Genomic DNA, 18,947 nt, shown 5'->3' on the forward strand with positions numbered 1-18,947 from the left:
TTAGCGGCAAAAGGCAGCTAACTGTCAGCATGCACAGAGTGACACATACAATGCATGAGACAAGTCAGCGGGTACCTGCCACCAGGAGCTCAGGGGAAGGATAATTCCTGCCTGCCATCATTGCCGTAAATCAAAATGCAGATGGCTGGCTTTGGGCAATTGTCGCCCCATGCGGGGCAGGGCTTTATTCCTCGTTTGTTAACCGGAGACAAATGAAGAGGAGAGAAAAATTAATCAGGTGGTAAGGGCAGCACCGCTGCAGTGTGAATTCTCTTTTTAGTTTTTCGGATTTGCCAGCGACTACAATTCTGGGTGATAAGGGTGTAAAAAAACACTTCATAAATGCTGATCAATGAATTCAGGGTAACAACATAATGAGCATGGTGACCTTCATTTATGATTGTACAATCATTCATTTTGAGGAGGGCTGCAGGGCGCTATTGCAGGATCGAAGAGTGGAGGCCAGTAACCGGCGAACCAAGGGAGATACGGGTAAATGGTATGATAACAATGCACGGGATCCGTATACAAATTTTTAATACGGCATCTTGATATGAACTCTGCAACCTTTGCCCGGGCTGCTGTTAATTGATACCTTTCCACTGAAGCATTCTGCCCTGTAAATGATATTTGAAATGCCAATACCTTGTCTCTTAATTTTTTTATTGAACCCTTTTCCATCATCGGCAACCGTTATTGAAATAAACCCGCCCGTTGCCGTAATGCTTACGTGAATGCTTTTAGCGTCCGAATATTTACTGGCATTGTTTAAGAGCTCCTGTATTATCCGGTAGATATTAAGTTGCAACTCATGTGGTATAAGGTCCTGTTCCACGGCATAGGTGAAACTGGTAAGTATGCCTGTATTTTGGCCCAGCTTGTAAAGCACATCCTGTATCTGTTCCTTAAAATCTATACCCTTCTGCGGGGAAACTAATTGCTGGCAAAGCTGGCGTATTTCTTCGATGGAAAGATCTATCAGCTGCATGGGGTATTTTATCAACTCTTTTATTCCATCATCTTTTTTACCAGCACTGCCCAGGTACAATTTACAACCCGCCAATATTTGGTTTACATTATCATGCAGTTCGCGGGCAATAAAATTCCGCTCTTTTTCCTGGCCTTTTAAAACTGCCCGAACAATTTTCTTTTGTTCCTGTGTTCTTTGATTCAGTATTTTATTTTCCAGCAACTTTACACTTTCTTCTGCCTGTTTGCGTTCGGTGATATCCTGTAATATGCCAAATACCCGGTATGGTTTACCCCGGGTATCAAAGTCGAACCTCCACTCAATATGCCCATATCTTTTTTTGCCATTTTGTAATTTAAACCGGAAATCAATTTTGCCATCGGTAAAACGTTGCAATGCCTCTGTTAACATTTTTGCTTCACCACCATTGTCAGAACGCATAAAGGATAACAAAATTTCGGTAGAAGGTTGCACTTCAAATTTGTGCAAATCGAATATCCTGTACAATTCGTCAGACCATGTATGTATATTTTGAATAAGGTCAATTTCCCAATTGGCAATATGGGCTATTGCCTGGGCCTCGATTAATCTTATTTCACTTAGCCGTAATGCTTCTTCTGCTTTTTTTCTGTTGGTTATATCCTGCGTGATGGCAAGGTATTGATAGGGGTGCGCCCTGTCATTTAAAAAAGGAACAATGTGGGTATCTACCCAGTAGATGCTGTCATCTTTTGCCTTGTTGCAAAATTCCCCGGTCCAACTTTTGCCCTTACTAATATGTGCCCATAAATCTTTAATATAAGTCGCAGGATGGAAGCCGGAGTTAATGATGCGGTGATCCTGGCCGATCAACTCTTCTGCGTTGTATTTTGAAATCCGGCAAAAGTTTTCATTTGCATATAAAATCATTCCCTTTTTATCGGTAATTGCAACAATCGCTGATTTATCCAGGGCATATTTATAATCCGTTATTTCTTTCGTTGCTCTTTTTTGAAATAACGCTGTTCTGATAGCAGCAGGCAGCCTGGTCATCCGGTCTTTTAAAATATAATCATCTGCTCCCTGTTTGATGATGCCCGCAGCAAATTCTTCCGAAACAGCCCCGGTAACCATTATAAAAGGTATGCCCGGTAATTTTTCCCTTGCAATCTTCAGTGCGTCTGATGAGTTAAACTGAGGAATAGAATGATCTGACAGGATAACTTCGGGACTAAAGTCATCGAGTGCCTGCAAAAACTTAGCTTTATCCATAGCGAGGCAAAACTCACAATCTATTTTTTCTTTTTTCAACAACCGCTGAATAATTTCTGCATCATCGGGATTGTCTTCCAGCATTAATACTTTTAGGTTCGTTTTCATGGTACATTTTTTAAACGGGTGGTTGATTTAATAAAAGCCAGTAAAATCCCAGGTTTTTAATAGCTTCTGCAAAACCTTCGAAGTTTACAGGCTTAACTATATAACTGTTGGCCCCCAATGCATAGCATTTTTTTATGTCCGGATCTTCCTTTGAAGAGGTAAGCATTACCACAGGAATCACCCTGGTACGTGGATCTGATTTTACTTTTAGCAATACCTCCTGCCCATTTATTTTAGGCATTTGTATATCAAGCAATATCAGTTTTGGTAATTTGTCAATAGTACGGCCCGTATAATTACCGGTACAAAAAATAAAATCCAATGCTTCTTCCCCATCAGTAACGTGTACCAGATTATTAGCCAGGTTATACTTTTTTAACTGCCTGATGGTAAGTTCAGCATCATTCATGTTGTCTTCAATTAAAAGAATATCTACAATAGCGTTTTGATTCATACAGTGAAGTTTGTTTTCTTAAAAATTCAATTCCTTTCTATGGTGGGCAGCGAAAAATAAAAACAGGCTCCTTCTCCGGGCTTTCCTTCCGCCCATACCTTGCCTCCATGTTTGTCTATTATTCTTTGTACAATGGCCAGGCCCACACCCGTGCCTTCAAAATCGGCAGCACTGTGCAGCCGCTGAAAAACCTTAAATAATTTATCGCTGTATTTTTCATCAAAGCCAACCCCATTATCCTTTACATAAAAGATGGTCTCATTAACACCGGCTGCTGTTCCTACCTCTATGACGGGCTGCTGCTGTTTGTAAGAATATTTTATAGCGTTAGACAGCAGGTTAACCCAAACCTGCCTGATGGTAGTTGCATCTGCAGCAGCATCGGGCAGTGGTTCAACTACCCAGTTGATTGGCCTGCTACTGTTCTTTGTGCCGATGTCTGCAATAATTTCTTTTACCAACTGACCGGTATGCAGTTTGGTTTTTACAATTTGCTGCCGGCCAAGCCGTGAAAAACTAAGCAGGTCATCAATCAATATTCCCATTTTGGTGGTATTGTTTTTTATAACGCTTGTGATACGGCGGGCTTCATCATCCAGGTTGCTGCTGTAATCTTCTTCCAGTATACTGGTAAAACCAATAATGGCACGCAAAGGTGCCCGCAGGTCGTGTGAAACGGAATAAGAAAATGCCTCCAGTTCTTCGTTTGTTTTTCTTAATTGTTCTGTACGGATGATTACTTTTTCTTCCAGTTCAATGTTCAGGTTCTTTATTTTTTCTTCCGTATTTTTTCGCTCAGTAACATCCCAGTTAAAACCAGTCATTCGTATCGCATTTCCATCAATATCTCTTTCAATAATTCCCGAGGCGTTTATATAATGAACAGATGTATCAGGCCATACAATTCTGAATTCAGGGTTATAATCTTTTTTATTTGCAAGGGCAAGTTGTATATCGTTGTCAACCCGTTGCCTGTCTTCGGCATGCACTCTTGAAGTCCACCCGTCATAAACCGATGTAAATTCATTTTCGGTGAGATTATACAGCCTGTACATTGCTTCATCCCATGTAAGCTTGTTATTTTTTATATCCCAATCCCATAGTCCTAATTGTGCGCTCTGTGTTGCCAGGTGCAATCGTTCGTTCAATCTTCCTCTCTCTATTTCTGTCTTTTTGCGTCCGTCAATATCCTGGAAACTGCCATACACTCTTACGCATTTTCCATCTGCAAATTCAGTTTCACCAATGGACCGTATCCAGCGTTCGTTATTTTTTGCAGTAATAATCTTAAGCTCTACGTCCCACGGTTTGCCCAATTCAATCGCCTCCTTTACTTTTTGTGTAATTAAATCCCGGTCAGGCCCTTCTTTATAAAATTTGATTCCATTTTGTAGATCGGGCGAATAATCAGAATCCGTTTCATGAATTTCCCTGGTGATGTCACTCCAGTAAACGGTCCCTTTTATCAAATTAATCTCCCAACCACCTATTCTTGCAAGCATATTTGCTTTGTTTAACAGGCGCTCCAACTGAACTCTTTCCGTTACTTCCTTTGAATTAAAAACCAGGCCATTCACATTATTACCTGGCAACAGTTTGGTAACGCTTCCTTCCAGCCATATATAATGACCATTTTTATGCAGGTACCGGAACAGGTAAGGTTGTGGTTTGCCAGGGTTGTTAAGTGCTGCAGAAACAATGCTGCTTACTTTTTCCCGGTCGTCGATATGGATATGGCCTGTTTCATCGATACTATCCATTTCCTCATCCGTCCAGCCGGTAATACGTGAAGAAGAGGGGCTTCGGTAAATTAATTTTAATGAGTCGTTGTTGAGTGAGATAATGTCATGATTATTTTCCAGTAAAGCACGAAACCTGTTTTCTGTTTTTTCTATTTCTGCTGTTCGTTCAGTTACCCGTTTTTCCAGTTCTTCATTTAACCTGTTTAAAGCATCCTGCGTCTTTTTTCGTTCGGTAATATCCCTCGTTACTTTTGCGTATCCATAAAATTGATTATCCTCGTCAAACAAAGTGGTAAAAACCACGTCTGCCCAAAACAGGGTACCATCCTTCCGTACCCGCCATCCTTCAGATTCATACTTACCATTTAGTAACGCATACTGCAGGTTTCTCCCGGGCTCATTCTGTCGCACTTGTTCGGATGTGTAAAACACATCAATCGGTTGCCCGATTATTTCTGCTGCTGTATAGCCCTTAATACTTTCAGCTCCGCTGTTCCAGCTGGCCACCCTGCCTTCGGTGTCCAGCATAAAAATGGCATAATCTTTTACACCCCCTACCAGCAGTTCATAATCCTTTCTGCTTTTCTTAAGTGCCAGTTCCGTTTTTTTACGTTCTTCTATTTCTGCTTCCAGGGCCGATGGAGATCTCAGTGAAAATATAACGGGTAAATACTTTACCACGTAAAAAACAGTAAGCCAGCTAATAACCCCGGTAATAAACCGAACCAGTGCACTTAAGCGATAAACCGGAATCCAGAATATTACAGCATCCAAAAAATGGGTGGCGCCGCAAGCCAGTATAAATGCGGCAAATAAAAAATATAGCCTGGCAAACCGGATGTTTTTTTTTCGGGAGATATACCTGATGATAACAATGGGGAGGGCAAAATAAGCAGACCATATCATCAGGTCGCTAATGATATACAGCCAGCCGTGAAACTCAGTCCACTTACCGCAGTGCCAGCGGGGCGGCCAGTCACTGCTGTCAAAAAGGTTTGTAAAGAAATCGAGTATCTGTTTCATGCTTATAAAGTACTTTTCAATAGAGGATATAAATTTTACACAACACTGCGCTGAATACTTGCAATTGGAATTTCAAAACAAAACCAACACAAACTAAATTATGTATTATTTCTTTTTTATCCGCTGGCATAAGGCCTGCAAAATATCGGCAAAGGCTATTAATCCACTGCTGCCAATACGCGTGAAGCACTGCGGAATTTTGCACTTAAAAAAAATCACATTTCCAGTAAACTGTTTTACTGAAGTCACTGATAGTCTCACCGAAGTTGTCGGGCAATTTGCCTTAACACCATATTGCCCATTTTCCGAACACTATTTTAGCGGTTGATTCAGCGACAATTCTTAGAATAGCTATATACACTCTGGTGAACAGCTAACCTGAGAAGTAAGTTCCCATTGACTTTTATAGAATGTTAACCATGAAATTTAAAATTGCTTAAAAACCAGATTGAAACAAACTATTTTATCTGATTATTTTTTTTGGTTATCTAATAAAATAACTTGATTGGCTTAACCGACAACAATTTAAGGCCATTGGCAAACAGATGTGCTACAAGCTAGTGCTAATTTTACTTTGTAACAATTTTCTTATTACATAACCGCTATTAAAAGGTACCTTTTGATGCGATCGATTTGGTATTCATACCGTAACCTGAGTAAAAAGGGCAAATTATGACTCAAAAAGGACTTAGTACTGACCTTCGGCCACCGGGTTAGAAAAATTCATTTATCCAAAGATTTCACACAAATTCAGCTTGCTGTTATTTGCAATTTCGAAAATTAAACGATGTCAAAAATTAGCGCCGCACAGGTTACGTATCGTATTTTACCTTGCAAAGGTTAAGTGAAGCTTTAGTTATTCAGAAAGGTAAACTGACTTTCGAACAATAAAAACTTTGAATTGTTGTTCGCACGCTTAACATATTTGGTTGTTGCAGCTCGTGTGCCTGCAAAAAAATGCGCAGTCCGGAGCAGGGTTCCAAATCAAACGTTTTTTGTAAATGAAATCGACTGACCAACGGAATCGTTTTAATTTGTATTGGAGCACACGATTTGCATGCATACCGGTTACACCGTTGAAAGTGCTGGGGATTGCTGATTGTGCATTTAATCATATAATAATAGCCTGATAAATGATTAATAAAATAAAAATCCTTCACCTGGAGGATAACCCGGAAGATGCTGAATTGATTGCCAGAGAATTAAAGAAAGCGGAAATGGGGGCAGAGATAATTGTTGTTGACAACAAATTAAAGTTTGAGCTGGCGCTGCAAAATTTTACTCAGGATATTATTCTTTCGGATCATTCCCTTGGTTCATTTGATTCCCACCAGGCACTCAGCATGGTAAAACAAATGGGCATTACGGTTCCCTTTATTTTGATTACTTCAGCAATGTCAGATGAGTTCGCCGTAAATGTTATGAAACAAGGGGCTCATGACTACATCATCAAGGATCGTTTGCAACGGCTGCCTTCAGCCATTATCAATTCAATTAATAAGCATCATTTAGAAAAAGAGCAACAGGCTTTACAGGAAAGATTGTTTTTTCATATTGAAAATACACCTCTTGGATTTATTGAATGGGATAACAGGGGTTTTGCAAAAAGATGGTCAACAAGGGCTGAAGAAATTTTTGGCTGGAGTGAGCAGGAATTTATTGCAGGGCAGGAAGAAAGATTCAGCCTGGTTTACAGTAAAGACTTAAGCAAGGTAAATGCATTGTTTGACCAGATGCTTAGCAGTAACATTGTAAGAAACACATTTCAGATAAGAAATATTACCAAAGGGGGGAGGGTTATATGGTGCGAATGGTTTAACTCAGTGTTAAAAGATGAGGAACAAAATGTAAAAACAATCATGTCCCTGGTACAGGACATTACTGAACAAAAAGAATTAGAGTTGCAAAAAGACAACCTCCTTACAATGGTAAGTCATGAACTGAATACACCGCTGACAACTATAAAAGGTTATGGACAGATGGCAGAGAACATGCTTCAGTTAAAAGGTGATAAAGAAACGTTGCATTTAATAAAAAGGATGGAAACACATGTGAATAGCCTGACTGGACTTGTGAAACGCCTGCTTGACTTTAATGAAACGAAAAACGGTAAATTATTATATAACAAAATCTTCACTGACTTCAACGCACTAGTAAAGGACGTTGTTGATGACTTGCAGATGACGACTTCTACGCATGTAATAGAAACTAATTTCGATAACACAGCGATCATTTTTGCAGATAAAGATAAATTGTGCCAGGTGCTGACGAACCTGGTATCAAATGCTGTAAAATACTCACCCCAGGCTGATAGAATCGTTATTAACACCACACTGGAAAATGATGGAGTTCAGTTGTCTGTTAAGGATTTTGGTATAGGTATTTTATTGAAAGACGATAATAAGATTTTTGAACAATTTTACCGGGTAAGTGCTGACCAGTCTACATTCCCCGGCATGGGCATTGGGCTGTACATTTGCTCAGAAATAATAAAGGGACACGGTGGTAAAATATGGTATACCAGTAACATTGGACAAGGCTCCACCTTTTATTGCTGGCTGCCACTTAATGATCAAAATGTAAACACAGTTTAACCAGGCAGGTTAACTGGTTTCGGATTACAACGGTGTTAACGTGAAGCGATGGATCTGTGCGCAGGATGTGCAAAGCCAAAGTTGATCAATACGACCTCTTGCCAGGGTTTTTATATCAAACAAGTTTTTTGAGGACATGAACCAACGATACCATAAGGCCTGTAATAAGCAATTCAAAGGGTAAAAATTGGATGAACCAGGTGAGCCCATAAATAAGTATGTGCTGCTTTGGATTAACAGCACATACTTTCATGACTAATTTAATGTAACCGTACCATGATGATGTGCGTGGCAGGCCTCGGCACATCTCAGGCATTCTTCAGCGCATTTTTTGCAATGCTCGTGTTCATGCATTCCGCACTCTTCGGCACAGTGCCGGCAAATTTTTTCACAGAAAGCTAAGAAGTCATGTGAAAATTCGCTTTGCCTGATGAGCAGCCTTGCGGCCAGGGAGCAAATTTCTGCACAATCCCGGTCAAGTTCTATGCAATACGCCATAGGAGTTACATCCGGCTCATCAAGACATGATGCGCCGCAGATTTCGCATGCTGTCGCACACGCTAAAAGTTGATTAATAAGCGCTTCATGCTTATGCCCGGTGTGATGGTGTGATGGTTGTTCGTGTTCCATACTTTAATTTTTTAGTAAACTATTAGTTGTTGATACAGGTACAGACACAAAAAGCTATCCAAATATGGAATTTTGGTATTTACTTACTTTGTAAGTGCAACAGTCTACCAGGACGTTGCCGCAGATACAATCCAATAGTTGCAGTCTTGTAATGGGGAAAACAGCTATTATCGAAGTCCAGCGCTTACTTTTAAAATGTGTTATGTTTAATAGCATTACACCTTTTAAATCCAACCCATTATTTCTTAAGCAAAACAGCATAGCCTGAACGTTACTTCTTATTGGATACAACCACAACGATATGGGGATGAACGTGATGAGAAAGGAGCACCAGGAATGCATGTTGGACAGACAGAGGTACTTCAAGTGCAGCACCTTAGCCACTGGCCGTTGTACGTCTTGTTAAGGCAACCTCGTCCGTTGGCCTCACTATCAAATTTTTATTCAGGCCGCATTGTTTTGCGTTACATGAGCCGGGGCAGTACCGCTACCTGTTACCCTTTGGTAATGGCTGGCTTCGCTTAACCAGGAATACCGGATTGAGGGGCTTATCCCAACCAAAGGAGCAGGTAATTTTTATTTTTTTTAAACTATCTGAATGTTTAAATGTAATGGAGTACGCAAAACCTTTTCAATAAAGTACTAACTCGATTATATATAGTTTCAACCTTACCAAAATTTAAAACAACAACATGCTAAACAAATTTTTAAAATTTGAATTTGCCATCTTAATTCTTTCTGTAGTAATAATATTTATCTCAGAGTATTATTATATCGTTTTGAACAATCATGACCGGGCTATTTTTATTGGGTTGTGGCCACCAACCATGATATCCTTATTGGCTTACTTAAATTCTAAAAAAAGCAAATAATGGAAAACCTAGATTTAATTATATTGACAATTTTGGTTTCGGGTTCATTTTTCGGATTAGGTTTGTCCATATTTAAAACCGAAAAAAATGCCAGGAAAAACAATCCGTAATTTCGTCCTTCCTGCCTGTCACAACATTTTAAAAGAATGCCAGTCGCATAGCCTGGAACGTTGGGTAATTTTGAATTACTTTTTGCAGCAGTTTATTACTGCGGCGTTCTTTTCAATTGAATAACTCAATTAATAACACTTGCCAAATTACATGTGCTTTGTATTTGCATTTGTTGATAGTTGGTTAAGGCGGTTATTTATTCCTGGAGTATTCTGCCACTATAGCTCAAAAAAGTATAGTTATCAACAAGGTCAGCATTTGAATTGCTTTTTAAAGCGTGAACAACAAACCCTGCCAACATATTGAGGCAATAATCAACTGCAGAAACATCAGCGCCCGGCCAGCCTTTGTTGCTTTACCTCGCTGTGTTCCAGATCCCGGGAGGATGATATTAAAAGGAGCCGCTGGCGATTGAAAAAAAATAAATCAATACGCCCATCTGGCAAAATAACGACGTCTTTGTCGATCTGCGATTTATGTTCTAACAGTCAAAACCATTCTACAAATTCAGCAAACGATTTATGGGGCTTGAAGGGTTTGTCTTCAAAGTCATTGTTTCTTGTTGTCTGTATAGCTAGCTGGCAGAAAACGTTAGTGAAAAAAATAGGGCTATTTTTGGCAACCCTATTTCCTTTTCATTGCTGATAATTTTCATTGCCAAAATGCAATCAATTTTTTTTAAGTTAGCCTAAATTGTGCAGGACAATAATTTTGTATTTGTCAAACAGGTATTATTTATCTTTCCAAATAAGTTAAAAGAATAAAAATGAAACAAAAAAAATATGTATTGGTTTTTTTGTTGTTGCTCCTGCAGGTTACTTCAATGACGTTTGCACAGGGGTTTGGAGATCGGGTGCTTTTTAATGACCGCTGGTCTTTTCATTTGGGCGATATTCAATTTGGTGGAATAGAGCAGCTTGATCATTCAGGCTGGCGGGTGCTGGATCTTCCGCACGACTGGAGTGTTGAAGGTATTGCCAGTACAAAAAATGCAAGCTGTACGGGTTTTTTGCCGGGAGGCATTGCCTGGTACAGAAAAAGTTTTGATATGCCGGTCGAACGAAAAGGTCAGCAGGTGTATATTTATTTTGGTGGTGTATATAACAACAGCGAAGTTTTTATTAATGGAATCAATGTGGGTAAAAGACCCAATGGATATATTTCGTTTATGTACGACCTTACTCCGTATCTTAAATTCGGGGCAAAAAATACAATCGCTGTAAGGGTGAATCATAGTGAAGATGCAGACTCCAGGTGGTACACCGGGTCGGGAATTTATCGCGATGTGTATATGGTGTATGCCCAACCGGTACATATTGATTTGTGGGGCGTGTATTATACTACTAAGCAAACCGGAGCAACTGCAAGTATACAAATAGAAACCAATGTTATCAACACCAATAGCAAGGATGGTGCTATTGTTCCGCTTGTGGTAAAGCAGGAACTGTTTGATGCAACGGGGAAAAAAATAACATCAACCATTTCTAAATCAAAGGTTACAGATAAAAATAAAATAAGCCAGGGTCTACATTTTTCGAACCCGGTGTTATGGACATTGGATGCACCTTATCTGTATACGCTTACAACAACCCTTCTTTCAGGAAAAGATACCCTTGATAAGACCAGTATAAAGGTCGGTATGCGTACCATTTCTTTTGATGCCAACAAAGGTTTCGCTTTAAATGGGGTCAGTGAAAAATTAAAAGGCGTATGCATTCATCACGATGCCGGCGCCCTCGGGTCGGCAGTGCCCAAAGAGGTCTGGCGGAGACGGTTCAGTATTTTAAAGGACATGGGTTGCAATGCGATTCGAATGTCACACAATCCGCAGGCGACTGACTTGTATGATTTATGTGATGAGCTGGGGCTGCTGGTGATTGATGAAGCTTTTGATGAATGGGAGTATCCCAAACATAAATGGATTACCGGGTGGAATGACGGAGAACCCGGATTGCAGGGCAGTTCTACCTATTTTAAGGAATGGAGTGCCCGGGATTTGAGTGATATGGTATGCCGCGACAGGAATCATCCTTCTATCATTATGTGGAGTATCGGGAATGAAATTGACTATCCGCAGGATCCTTATTCGCATCCTATTTTAAACCAGGCTGGTATTCGCCAGAAACATAAAGCGGGCCATATCATTTCACAGCCGGGGGCAGAGAATATGGGATACATCGCGAAAGACCTGGTATCAATCATAAAAAAGTTTGACCAATCAAGACCAACTACTGCTGCATTGGCCGCACCGGTAATGTCGAACGAAACGGATTACCCGAAGGCACTGGATGTGGTTGGGTATAATTATACAGAAAGCAGCTATGAAAAAGATCATACAATGTACCCGGACAGAATCTTTTACGGAAGCGAAAACGGAACCAGTTTAGAAGCATGGAAAGCAGTTACAGAAAATGATTACATCCTCGGCCAGTTTTTATGGACAGGATATGATTTTCTTGGCGAAGCAGGAAGCTGGCCTTCAAGAGGATCAACTGCAGGTCAAATTGATTTAGCCGGGAATATAAAACCAAGGGGTTATTTCAGAAAAGCGTTATGGTCAACCTCACCCACTGCATATGCAGGCACCTATCCTTATCGTGCAGAAGAAAAACCTTCCATGAATGCTCCTGCTCTATGGAATTATAAAGAAGAAGAAAAAATCAGGGTGGTTTGTTACACCAATTGCGAAGAGGCTGAACTGCTTTTAAATGGCAACAGAATAGGGGATAGAAAGCCCTACGATAAGGCAACCGGAATTATTTTCTGGGACATCCCTTTTAGTGCAGGCAAATTAGAAGTGCTTGCATTTAATAAGGGTATTCAAAAGGCGGCTTCCATTATTGAAACAGTTGGCAAGCCAGCCTATATTGCTGCGGAGGCGGATAAAAAAAGTTTTACAACAAAAGGAGAAGTCGCTCATGTAATGGTAACTATCAAAGACAAAGATGGGCGCACAGTACCCTTCGCCGACACTGAACTTCTTTTCCAGGTTTCAGATAACGCTGTTTTGTTGGGCACCGAAAACGCATCCAGTGTACTTCCGGATAATTTTAAGGACAATATTCAAAGATGCAGGAACGGCAAAGTGCTGTTGTATATCAGGTCGGTTGATCCTTCAAAACCTGTGCATATCAATATCTCTGCCCCGCTGTTTGAGGAATTGATTGTTACACTATGATGTATTGGACGTATTTTTTAACCCTCGTATTATACATTGTGTGATAATGGAATTACCTGTCTGGTATGCAGCATGCAAAGGAGATTGAGATTAACAACGGGAAAAGATGGCCGATGTAAGCGTTGTGTTTGAGTTGACACCTGAAAAAGGACAGCCTTGCATTGGCTGATGCAGAAGTGATTACTGCCGTTTATACCAGCACCTTCCAACAAACGTATTGCTGCCCTGTTAACGGCAATCGCTTTGCTGTTGGTGATAACCTGCCTTCCCGTTAAGGGCGATAATATAGTTTGCATCCTTTCTTTATTTTATTTATTTTAGAATACCAATTCTGTCATTACTCTAATCCCTCATCTTTTTTATGGACACACTCAGCATAAACAGCGCCACTTATTATTTGCCCGAAAGCGAGGCCGATGTCATCACGCTCGTTAACCAGGCCAAAGCACAAAACAAAACCATCTGCCTGCGGGGTTCCGCACATTCTTTCCCGCTTATCAACACTTTGGAAGCGGAAGCCGCGACCAATAAAAACCTGTACATCCTGCTGGCAAAAATGAATACGGTCCACATTGATAAAGACAACGCGTTGGTTACGGTAGACGGTGGTTGTCATTTGGGTTTAGACCCTTTTGACCCCGCGAATATTTCCACCCTGGAAAACTCTTTGTTGTACCAGTTAGATCAGGCCGGGCTGGCGGTACCAGATCTTGGCGGTATTACCCACCAGACAGTTGCCGGATTTTTATCCACCGGTTCATCAGGTGGCAGTACGCAGTTTTCTTTTGACGATGCATTGATGAGCATTAGCCTGGTCAATTGCGGCGTGAACGGCGCTGAAAAAGTTACATTCAACCGTCCTGTTCCGGATAATCCGGATGATCCTTTTTATGGTATCGGTGTAGCCACCATCGGCTTGTTTGGCGTGATTGTTTCCGCCACTTTTAAATGTGTACCGCGGTTCAATATAGTGGGTACAGAAACCACCACTACAGAAGCCGCATGCCCAATCGATTTGTTTGGCAATGGCAGCGGTGATAAACCATCCCTGCAAACTTTTTTAGAGCAAACCCAGTATGTGCGGCTGATGTGGTGGCCGCAAAGAAATGTGTCGAAGATGGTGGTGTGGCAGGCGAAGCAACAGGCGCCCACACCTGATTTTAAAATAATTCCTTACCAGGAAGTACCCTGGGTGGCGGGCAGCCCGATACCTTTAACGATGGCTGCTGACCTGGTATTTTCGGCCATTGGTACCTGGCCCAACTGGTTACTGGATGCCATGGGCGACACACCAAAATACCGGGAAATAAAGGAGATGGTGGACCTGGCTTTTTATCCTGCTATTCTTCCGCTCATTTGTAAATTTTTTGTTCAGGATGGAGAGAATCAACCCTTCCAGGATGTGTGGTATAATGGCATACCGATGGATAACCAAATGAGTGACCGCCTGATGCCGGTTTGGTTTACAGAATTGTGGATACCCATTGGGAAGACACATGAAGTAATGACAACACTGTTGAATTTTTATAGCGAAGGCCCGCAAAATACCGGCGCATTTTCCTGCGAAATATATGCTACCAAAAGCAGCCCCTTCTGGATGAGCCCCTCTTATCAAACCAACGTTATCCGGATTGACGTTTTTTGGTTTGCCAATAACAGCGGCGACCCGGTTGAATTTTATAAACCGTTCTGGGCCCTGCTGCAGCAATATAATTTCCGGCCGCACTGGGCAAAATACCTGCCGGGGGGTGATAGCCCCCAGGGCGTGGCCTACCTGAAATCTGTCTACCCAAGATGGAATGACTGGATGGCCTTGCGGGAGCAAATGGATCCCGGCCAGGTGTTTGTAAGCGACTACTGGCGTGGCCATTTGGGTATTGCGCCCGTGCAATAAAAATATTTTTCTTCCATTTTATTATAACGAAATATTAATAGCTTTTTATCATGATTACTCCAGACGCAAAAGGGTTATATCATCCTGCCAGCAATGATGACATCAGTACGCTGATTCAATATGCTATACAAAATAAATTACAGGTAAGGGTAAGAGGTGCTGCACAATCTGTCAACGCAGCGGTGGTAACAGATGCCGGTAACAACATCAATATACAACTGGATCAGATGCGGACTGTAGTGTTCAATGATGCTGCTGTGCAGGTTACCGTAGGTGCCGGTTGCAACCTTGGGGTTGATCCTTATGATCCTTCTGAAACAAGCAAATTGGGAAACAGTTTTTTTGAACAGCTCACTCAACATGGATGGGCCATCGCCAATGTGCCGGACGCCATTCATCAAACCGTGGCAGGCTTTATTTCAACCGGTTCCTCAGGGCCTTCCATGCAGCATTCTTTTGATGAATGCATCGTGGCCATTACTTTGATAGATGGCACCGGTACTCTGCATACGTTTACTAAATCAGATAACTTAAGCGATCCGTTTTATGCTGTTGGAACCAGTATGGGCTTGCTGGGAATTATCACGTCCGTTACGCTGCAATGTATTCCGGCTTTCAATATTATTGGCAGCCAGTCAACCACTAAAATAACCGACTGTGCGTATGATTTTTTAGGCAACGGGGGCGATGGCAAACCGTCATTGCAACAAATGATGAGCAGCGCCGAATACACCCGCATGCTATGGTGGCCTTTCTCTACCGTACAACGCGTTATTACCTGGCAGGCACATACTATGCAGCCATCCGACTACAACCAGCACACGGGTACGCCGCAACATTTTACTCCGCAACCGTACCAACCCGTGTTTAAAACGGTTGATGGATCTGCACTGCCGATGCAGGCCGCTGCGGCAGAAGGGTACAAACTGATTGCAACATGGCCGGCGTGGCTGCATGCTATCACGGGTAATTCACCGGCTGAGCCGGTTATTGAAACCATAACGGAGACCGTGGCGCCCTACCTGTACCCGCTGATGCTGAATATGTTTTTTGCCTGTGACAGTGATAAAAATCCACCGCAACAATTTTGGGATAACTGGCTGGGCAGCCTGCCGATGGACAGGGTAGAGTTTAGCAACAACCTGTTTAATATGTGTTACACAGAAATTTGGGTAACCGCAGATAAAACGCAGGAACTGATGAGCGCTTTTCAGCAACACTACCAGGAAGGTGGCTTTGCCGCTACCTGGGTATATTGTGTGGAAGTGCTGGGAGCGAAGGCAAGTAATTTTTGGATGAGCCCCGGCTATCAGCAAAACTCCGTCCGCATAAGTATCATGTGGTGGTTAGACAATCCTGTGCAGCCACTGAATTATTACCAGCAGTTCTGGGACTTGCTGTATCAAAAAAATATTCCTTTTCGTTTGCACTGGGGAAAATACCTGCCGCCCGCTGCATCCAGCCAGGGCCCCGCTTACCTGCAACAACAATATCCCCAATGGAATAACTTTATGGCGCTGCGTAAGAAAATGGATCCCGATAACCTGTTTTTAACAACCTACTGGAAAACTCAATTAGGAATTACCGTTTAATTAAGTGAATTTGTAGCTGTAAAACAAGTCCCCGGAAACCAATTATCCTTACCGTAGCATTAAACCGTAACAGCAATGAAGGTTTAATCAATGCATCTGTGAATAACGGTATCTTAAACAGAAACTACAAGCTGCATCAACAAATGGACGCAATAGGGAAAACAGCTGTCACATCAACCGGCAACAGCAATTTTTTGCAATGGGGCAAAAAGGCCTGGGCTTCCATCATTACCATTGGCATCACCAGCCAGCTAACGGCCTGGGAACAAAAGCGCACCCGTTTGCTCAATGGTGTTTCCGCCATGGCGCTTATTATCTTGTCCATCTATTGTTTATTGTATCTTAGTAAAACCGAGCGCCTTGTGTTGATTGAAAGCTTCCAGGGCGTGGTGGCCATGGCCATTGTATTACTGCTCAACCATTTTCACAAATACATTGCGGCCTGCCATTTTTTTAATATCTACAACATGCTCTGTTATTCCTTCTTTGCCATTTCGCATGGCAAGGTAGATGCGGCAGAATATATATTGGTGGCGGGAAGTATTGCTTCAATGCTTTTTTTCAGGGACAGGGTTACAGTGATTACTTATTTTATTTTAAACGCCGCCTGCTTTGCCGCCTGCAAATATTCCTTTACGGTAATGCAGCCTTTTTTGTTTATGCCCAATGGCGAAAACCTGTACTTCGCCAACCATGTAACGTTGTTTATTATTTTATTTCTGATCGTCTTTTATTTTAAATCAGAAAATGAAAAACAGGAAAACCAGCTGGAACAACGGAACCTGTTGCTGCAAAAAGAAAAGGAAAAGTCAGATAATTTATTGCTGAATATTTTGCCTGCCGAAACAGCCGAAGAATTAAAGGAAACCGGGGAAGCCGCCGCCAAAAGTTACAAGATGGTAACGGTGCTGTTTCTGGATTTTAAAGATTTTACCTACATGGCCGAAAGCATGCCGGCCGAAGAACTGGTAACCGCCATCAACTATTATTTCAGTGCCTTTGATAACATCATCCAGCGGCACGATATTGAAAAAATAAAAACCATCGGCGATGCCTACATGTGTGCAGGCGGATTACCGCAGGCCAACAAAACCAATCCCACAGACGTTGTGCTCGCGGCGCTGGAGATACAGGAATTTATGCAGCAGGACAAGCAACAAAAGCAGCAGCAAAACAAACCTTTTTTCGAAGTCCGCATCGGCATTAATTCAGGCTCCATCATTGCCGGCATTGTAGGCATCAAAAAATTTGCCTACGATATATGGGGCGATACGGTCAACATTGCCTCCCGCATGGAATCCAGTGGCATAGCGGGTAAAGTAAATATCAGCGGCGCCACCTACGAGTTGGTTAAAGATGCATTTAACTGCACCCACCGCGGTAAAATAGAAGCCAAACACAAAGGGTTGATTGATATGTATTTTGTGGATGGGTGTAAGGATACGGAAAGTCAGCAGTAATTATTGTATGCAAAACAGGTTCACAATTTTCAGTCCGCCTTTTTTGAAACGTGTTTCAATAATCCGCTGGTTTGGCCACCTCAGTGATTTCATATTTGCTACAATGCGATGTATCAGCAAGGAGCAGACGTTGCAAAAATAATGATCGCTTTCATATAATAAATGTTTACATTCATTTATAAATATTACACATCTTTGTATGCATGCTTATGGTAGCAATACACCAGTTAGCGGCAATGCTGCTTGAACGCTTAAAAAACACTCCAAATGTTTTACAGAATACATTTAAATACATTACTGCTTATCTTATTATTGGTTGTTGTACAACATAGTATAGCACAAAAAAATGACAGCATAAGAATTAAAAGTATTCCCTATCCTTTAAAATGGGATAATGAACCAAAGAAATACTCAATGGACAAAAATGGGGTAATCATTACTGCCAGCGAAAAAACTGACATGTTCAGAGACCCTAACGTCGCCTACAATACAGACAATGCTCCTAAGCTACTTTTCACTGCTGACAGTAATTTTGTAATTACAGCATCAATTGAACACAGTTTCTCCAACAAATGGGATGGAGGTGCCATCGTTCTCAAACAAGACAGTCTTAATTGGGTAAAATTTTGTTTTGAGCGCGACTATACCGGGGCAAGAAGGGTGGTTAGTGTGGTAACAAAAGGCATTTCCGACGACTGCAATTCTGTTGAGATAACCGGTAACAAGGTTTTTTACAAAGTTGCCAAAGCGGGCAATGTTATAACACTGTACTATTCAATAAGCGGCACAAAATGGTTTCTGGTAAGGCACTTTCAGTTTGACACAACCAAACCTTTCCAGGTGGGGTTCTTGGCGCAATCGCCTGTTGGGAAAAATTGTAAAGTCAAATTCCAAAACATTACCTATACAATAAAAAAGATAAAAGACCCTTATCTTGGCGACTAATAAATAAGGCTTTCAAAAGCGCATGCCTCCAACAAAAGTATTTGTAAAAGCTTTAGTCCCGTCTGCGTTTTCACCGCAATCAGCAACAATTATTGAAATCTTACCGTGAAATCCCGACGCTGA

11 protein-coding genes are annotated in these 18,947 nt (G+C 41.5%); 8 read left to right on the top strand and 3 right to left on the bottom strand.

Annotated features, from left to right (window positions below):
• Positions 1-380 precede the first annotated feature (380 nt).
• Positions 381-539, top strand: coding sequence for a hypothetical protein (locus JWR61_RS06710; RefSeq protein ID WP_301927068.1), 159 nt, complete (start codon positions 381-383; stop codon positions 537-539).
• On the opposite strand, the gene JWR61_RS06715 is transcribed toward JWR61_RS06710, so the two are convergent.
• The 3 genes from JWR61_RS06715 to JWR61_RS06725 are packed head-to-tail and all read right to left on the bottom strand — an operon-like array spanning position 536 to position 5,548.
• A complete protein-coding gene (locus tag JWR61_RS06715) occupies positions 536-2,329 on the bottom strand; it encodes a PAS domain S-box protein (RefSeq protein WP_301927069.1) in 1,794 nt (597 codons plus the stop codon). The genes JWR61_RS06710 and JWR61_RS06715 overlap by 4 nt on opposite strands.
• 10 nt (positions 2,330-2,339) lie before the next feature.
• Positions 2,340-2,783 (bottom strand): response regulator, encoded by a 444-nt coding sequence (locus JWR61_RS06720; protein ID WP_301927070.1) that lies wholly within the window; start codon positions 2,781-2,783, stop codon positions 2,340-2,342.
• Positions 2,784-2,809: 26 nt separating this feature from the next.
• Complete coding sequence (locus JWR61_RS06725; protein WP_301927071.1) at positions 2,810-5,548, bottom strand: PAS domain-containing protein; 2,739 nt, start codon at positions 5,546-5,548, stop codon at positions 2,810-2,812.
• A gap of 1,133 nt (positions 5,549-6,681) precedes the next feature.
• Here JWR61_RS06725 and JWR61_RS06730 point away from each other — a divergent pair.
• The 7 genes from JWR61_RS06730 (at position 6,682) to JWR61_RS06760 (ending at position 18,824) form a co-directional block, all read left to right on the top strand.
• The gene (locus JWR61_RS06730; RefSeq protein ID WP_301927072.1) at positions 6,682-8,142 is read left to right on the top strand and encodes an ATP-binding protein; all 1,461 of its coding nucleotides are present in this window, start codon (positions 6,682-6,684) and stop codon (positions 8,140-8,142) included.
• Between the two features lie 1,589 nt (positions 8,143-9,731).
• Positions 9,732-9,878 (top strand): hypothetical protein, encoded by a 147-nt coding sequence (locus JWR61_RS06735; protein WP_290336503.1) that lies wholly within the window; start codon positions 9,732-9,734, stop codon positions 9,876-9,878.
• 643 nt (positions 9,879-10,521) lie between these two features.
• Positions 10,522-12,933: a sugar-binding domain-containing protein gene (locus JWR61_RS06740; RefSeq protein ID WP_301927073.1), complete on the top strand. Its 2,412-nt coding sequence runs from the start codon at positions 10,522-10,524 to the stop codon at positions 12,931-12,933.
• A 361-nt stretch (positions 12,934-13,294) separates the two neighbouring features.
• Complete coding sequence (locus tag JWR61_RS06745) at positions 13,295-14,827, top strand: D-arabinono-1,4-lactone oxidase (protein WP_301927074.1); 1,533 nt, start codon at positions 13,295-13,297, stop codon at positions 14,825-14,827.
• Between the two features lie 50 nt (positions 14,828-14,877).
• Entirely contained in the window at positions 14,878-16,419 is a 1,542-nt protein-coding gene (locus tag JWR61_RS06750; protein ID WP_301927075.1) for a D-arabinono-1,4-lactone oxidase, read from the top strand.
• A gap of 143 nt (positions 16,420-16,562) precedes the next feature.
• Entirely contained in the window at positions 16,563-17,879 is a 1,317-nt protein-coding gene (locus tag JWR61_RS06755; protein WP_301927076.1) for an adenylate/guanylate cyclase domain-containing protein, read from the top strand.
• A gap of 267 nt (positions 17,880-18,146) precedes the next feature.
• Positions 18,147-18,824, top strand: coding sequence for a DUF1349 domain-containing protein (locus JWR61_RS06760; RefSeq protein WP_301927077.1), 678 nt, complete (start codon positions 18,147-18,149; stop codon positions 18,822-18,824).
• The last annotated feature ends 123 nt before the right edge of the window (positions 18,825-18,947 follow it).

Source organism: Ferruginibacter sp., from assembly GCF_028288465.1.
Taxonomy (GTDB): domain Bacteria; phylum Bacteroidota; class Bacteroidia; order Chitinophagales; family Chitinophagaceae; genus Ferruginibacter.

Coding starts and splice junctions, on each gene's coding strand:
- JWR61_RS06710 (WP_301927068.1), top strand. CDS start 381: ATGGTGACCTTCATTTATGATTGTACAATCATTCATTTTGAGGAGGGC.
- JWR61_RS06715 (WP_301927069.1), bottom strand. CDS start 2,329: ATGAAAACGAACCTAAAAGTATTAATGCTGGAAGACAATCCCGATGAT.
- JWR61_RS06720 (WP_301927070.1), bottom strand. CDS start 2,783: ATGAATCAAAACGCTATTGTAGATATTCTTTTAATTGAAGACAACATG.
- JWR61_RS06725 (WP_301927071.1), bottom strand. CDS start 5,548: ATGAAACAGATACTCGATTTCTTTACAAACCTTTTTGACAGCAGTGAC.
- JWR61_RS06730 (WP_301927072.1), top strand. CDS start 6,682: ATGATTAATAAAATAAAAATCCTTCACCTGGAGGATAACCCGGAAGAT.
- JWR61_RS06735 (WP_290336503.1), top strand. CDS start 9,732: ATGCCAGGAAAAACAATCCGTAATTTCGTCCTTCCTGCCTGTCACAAC.
- JWR61_RS06740 (WP_301927073.1), top strand. CDS start 10,522: ATGAAACAAAAAAAATATGTATTGGTTTTTTTGTTGTTGCTCCTGCAG.
- JWR61_RS06745 (WP_301927074.1), top strand. CDS start 13,295: ATGGACACACTCAGCATAAACAGCGCCACTTATTATTTGCCCGAAAGC.
- JWR61_RS06750 (WP_301927075.1), top strand. CDS start 14,878: ATGATTACTCCAGACGCAAAAGGGTTATATCATCCTGCCAGCAATGAT.
- JWR61_RS06755 (WP_301927076.1), top strand. CDS start 16,563: ATGGACGCAATAGGGAAAACAGCTGTCACATCAACCGGCAACAGCAAT.
- JWR61_RS06760 (WP_301927077.1), top strand. CDS start 18,147: ATGTTTTACAGAATACATTTAAATACATTACTGCTTATCTTATTATTG.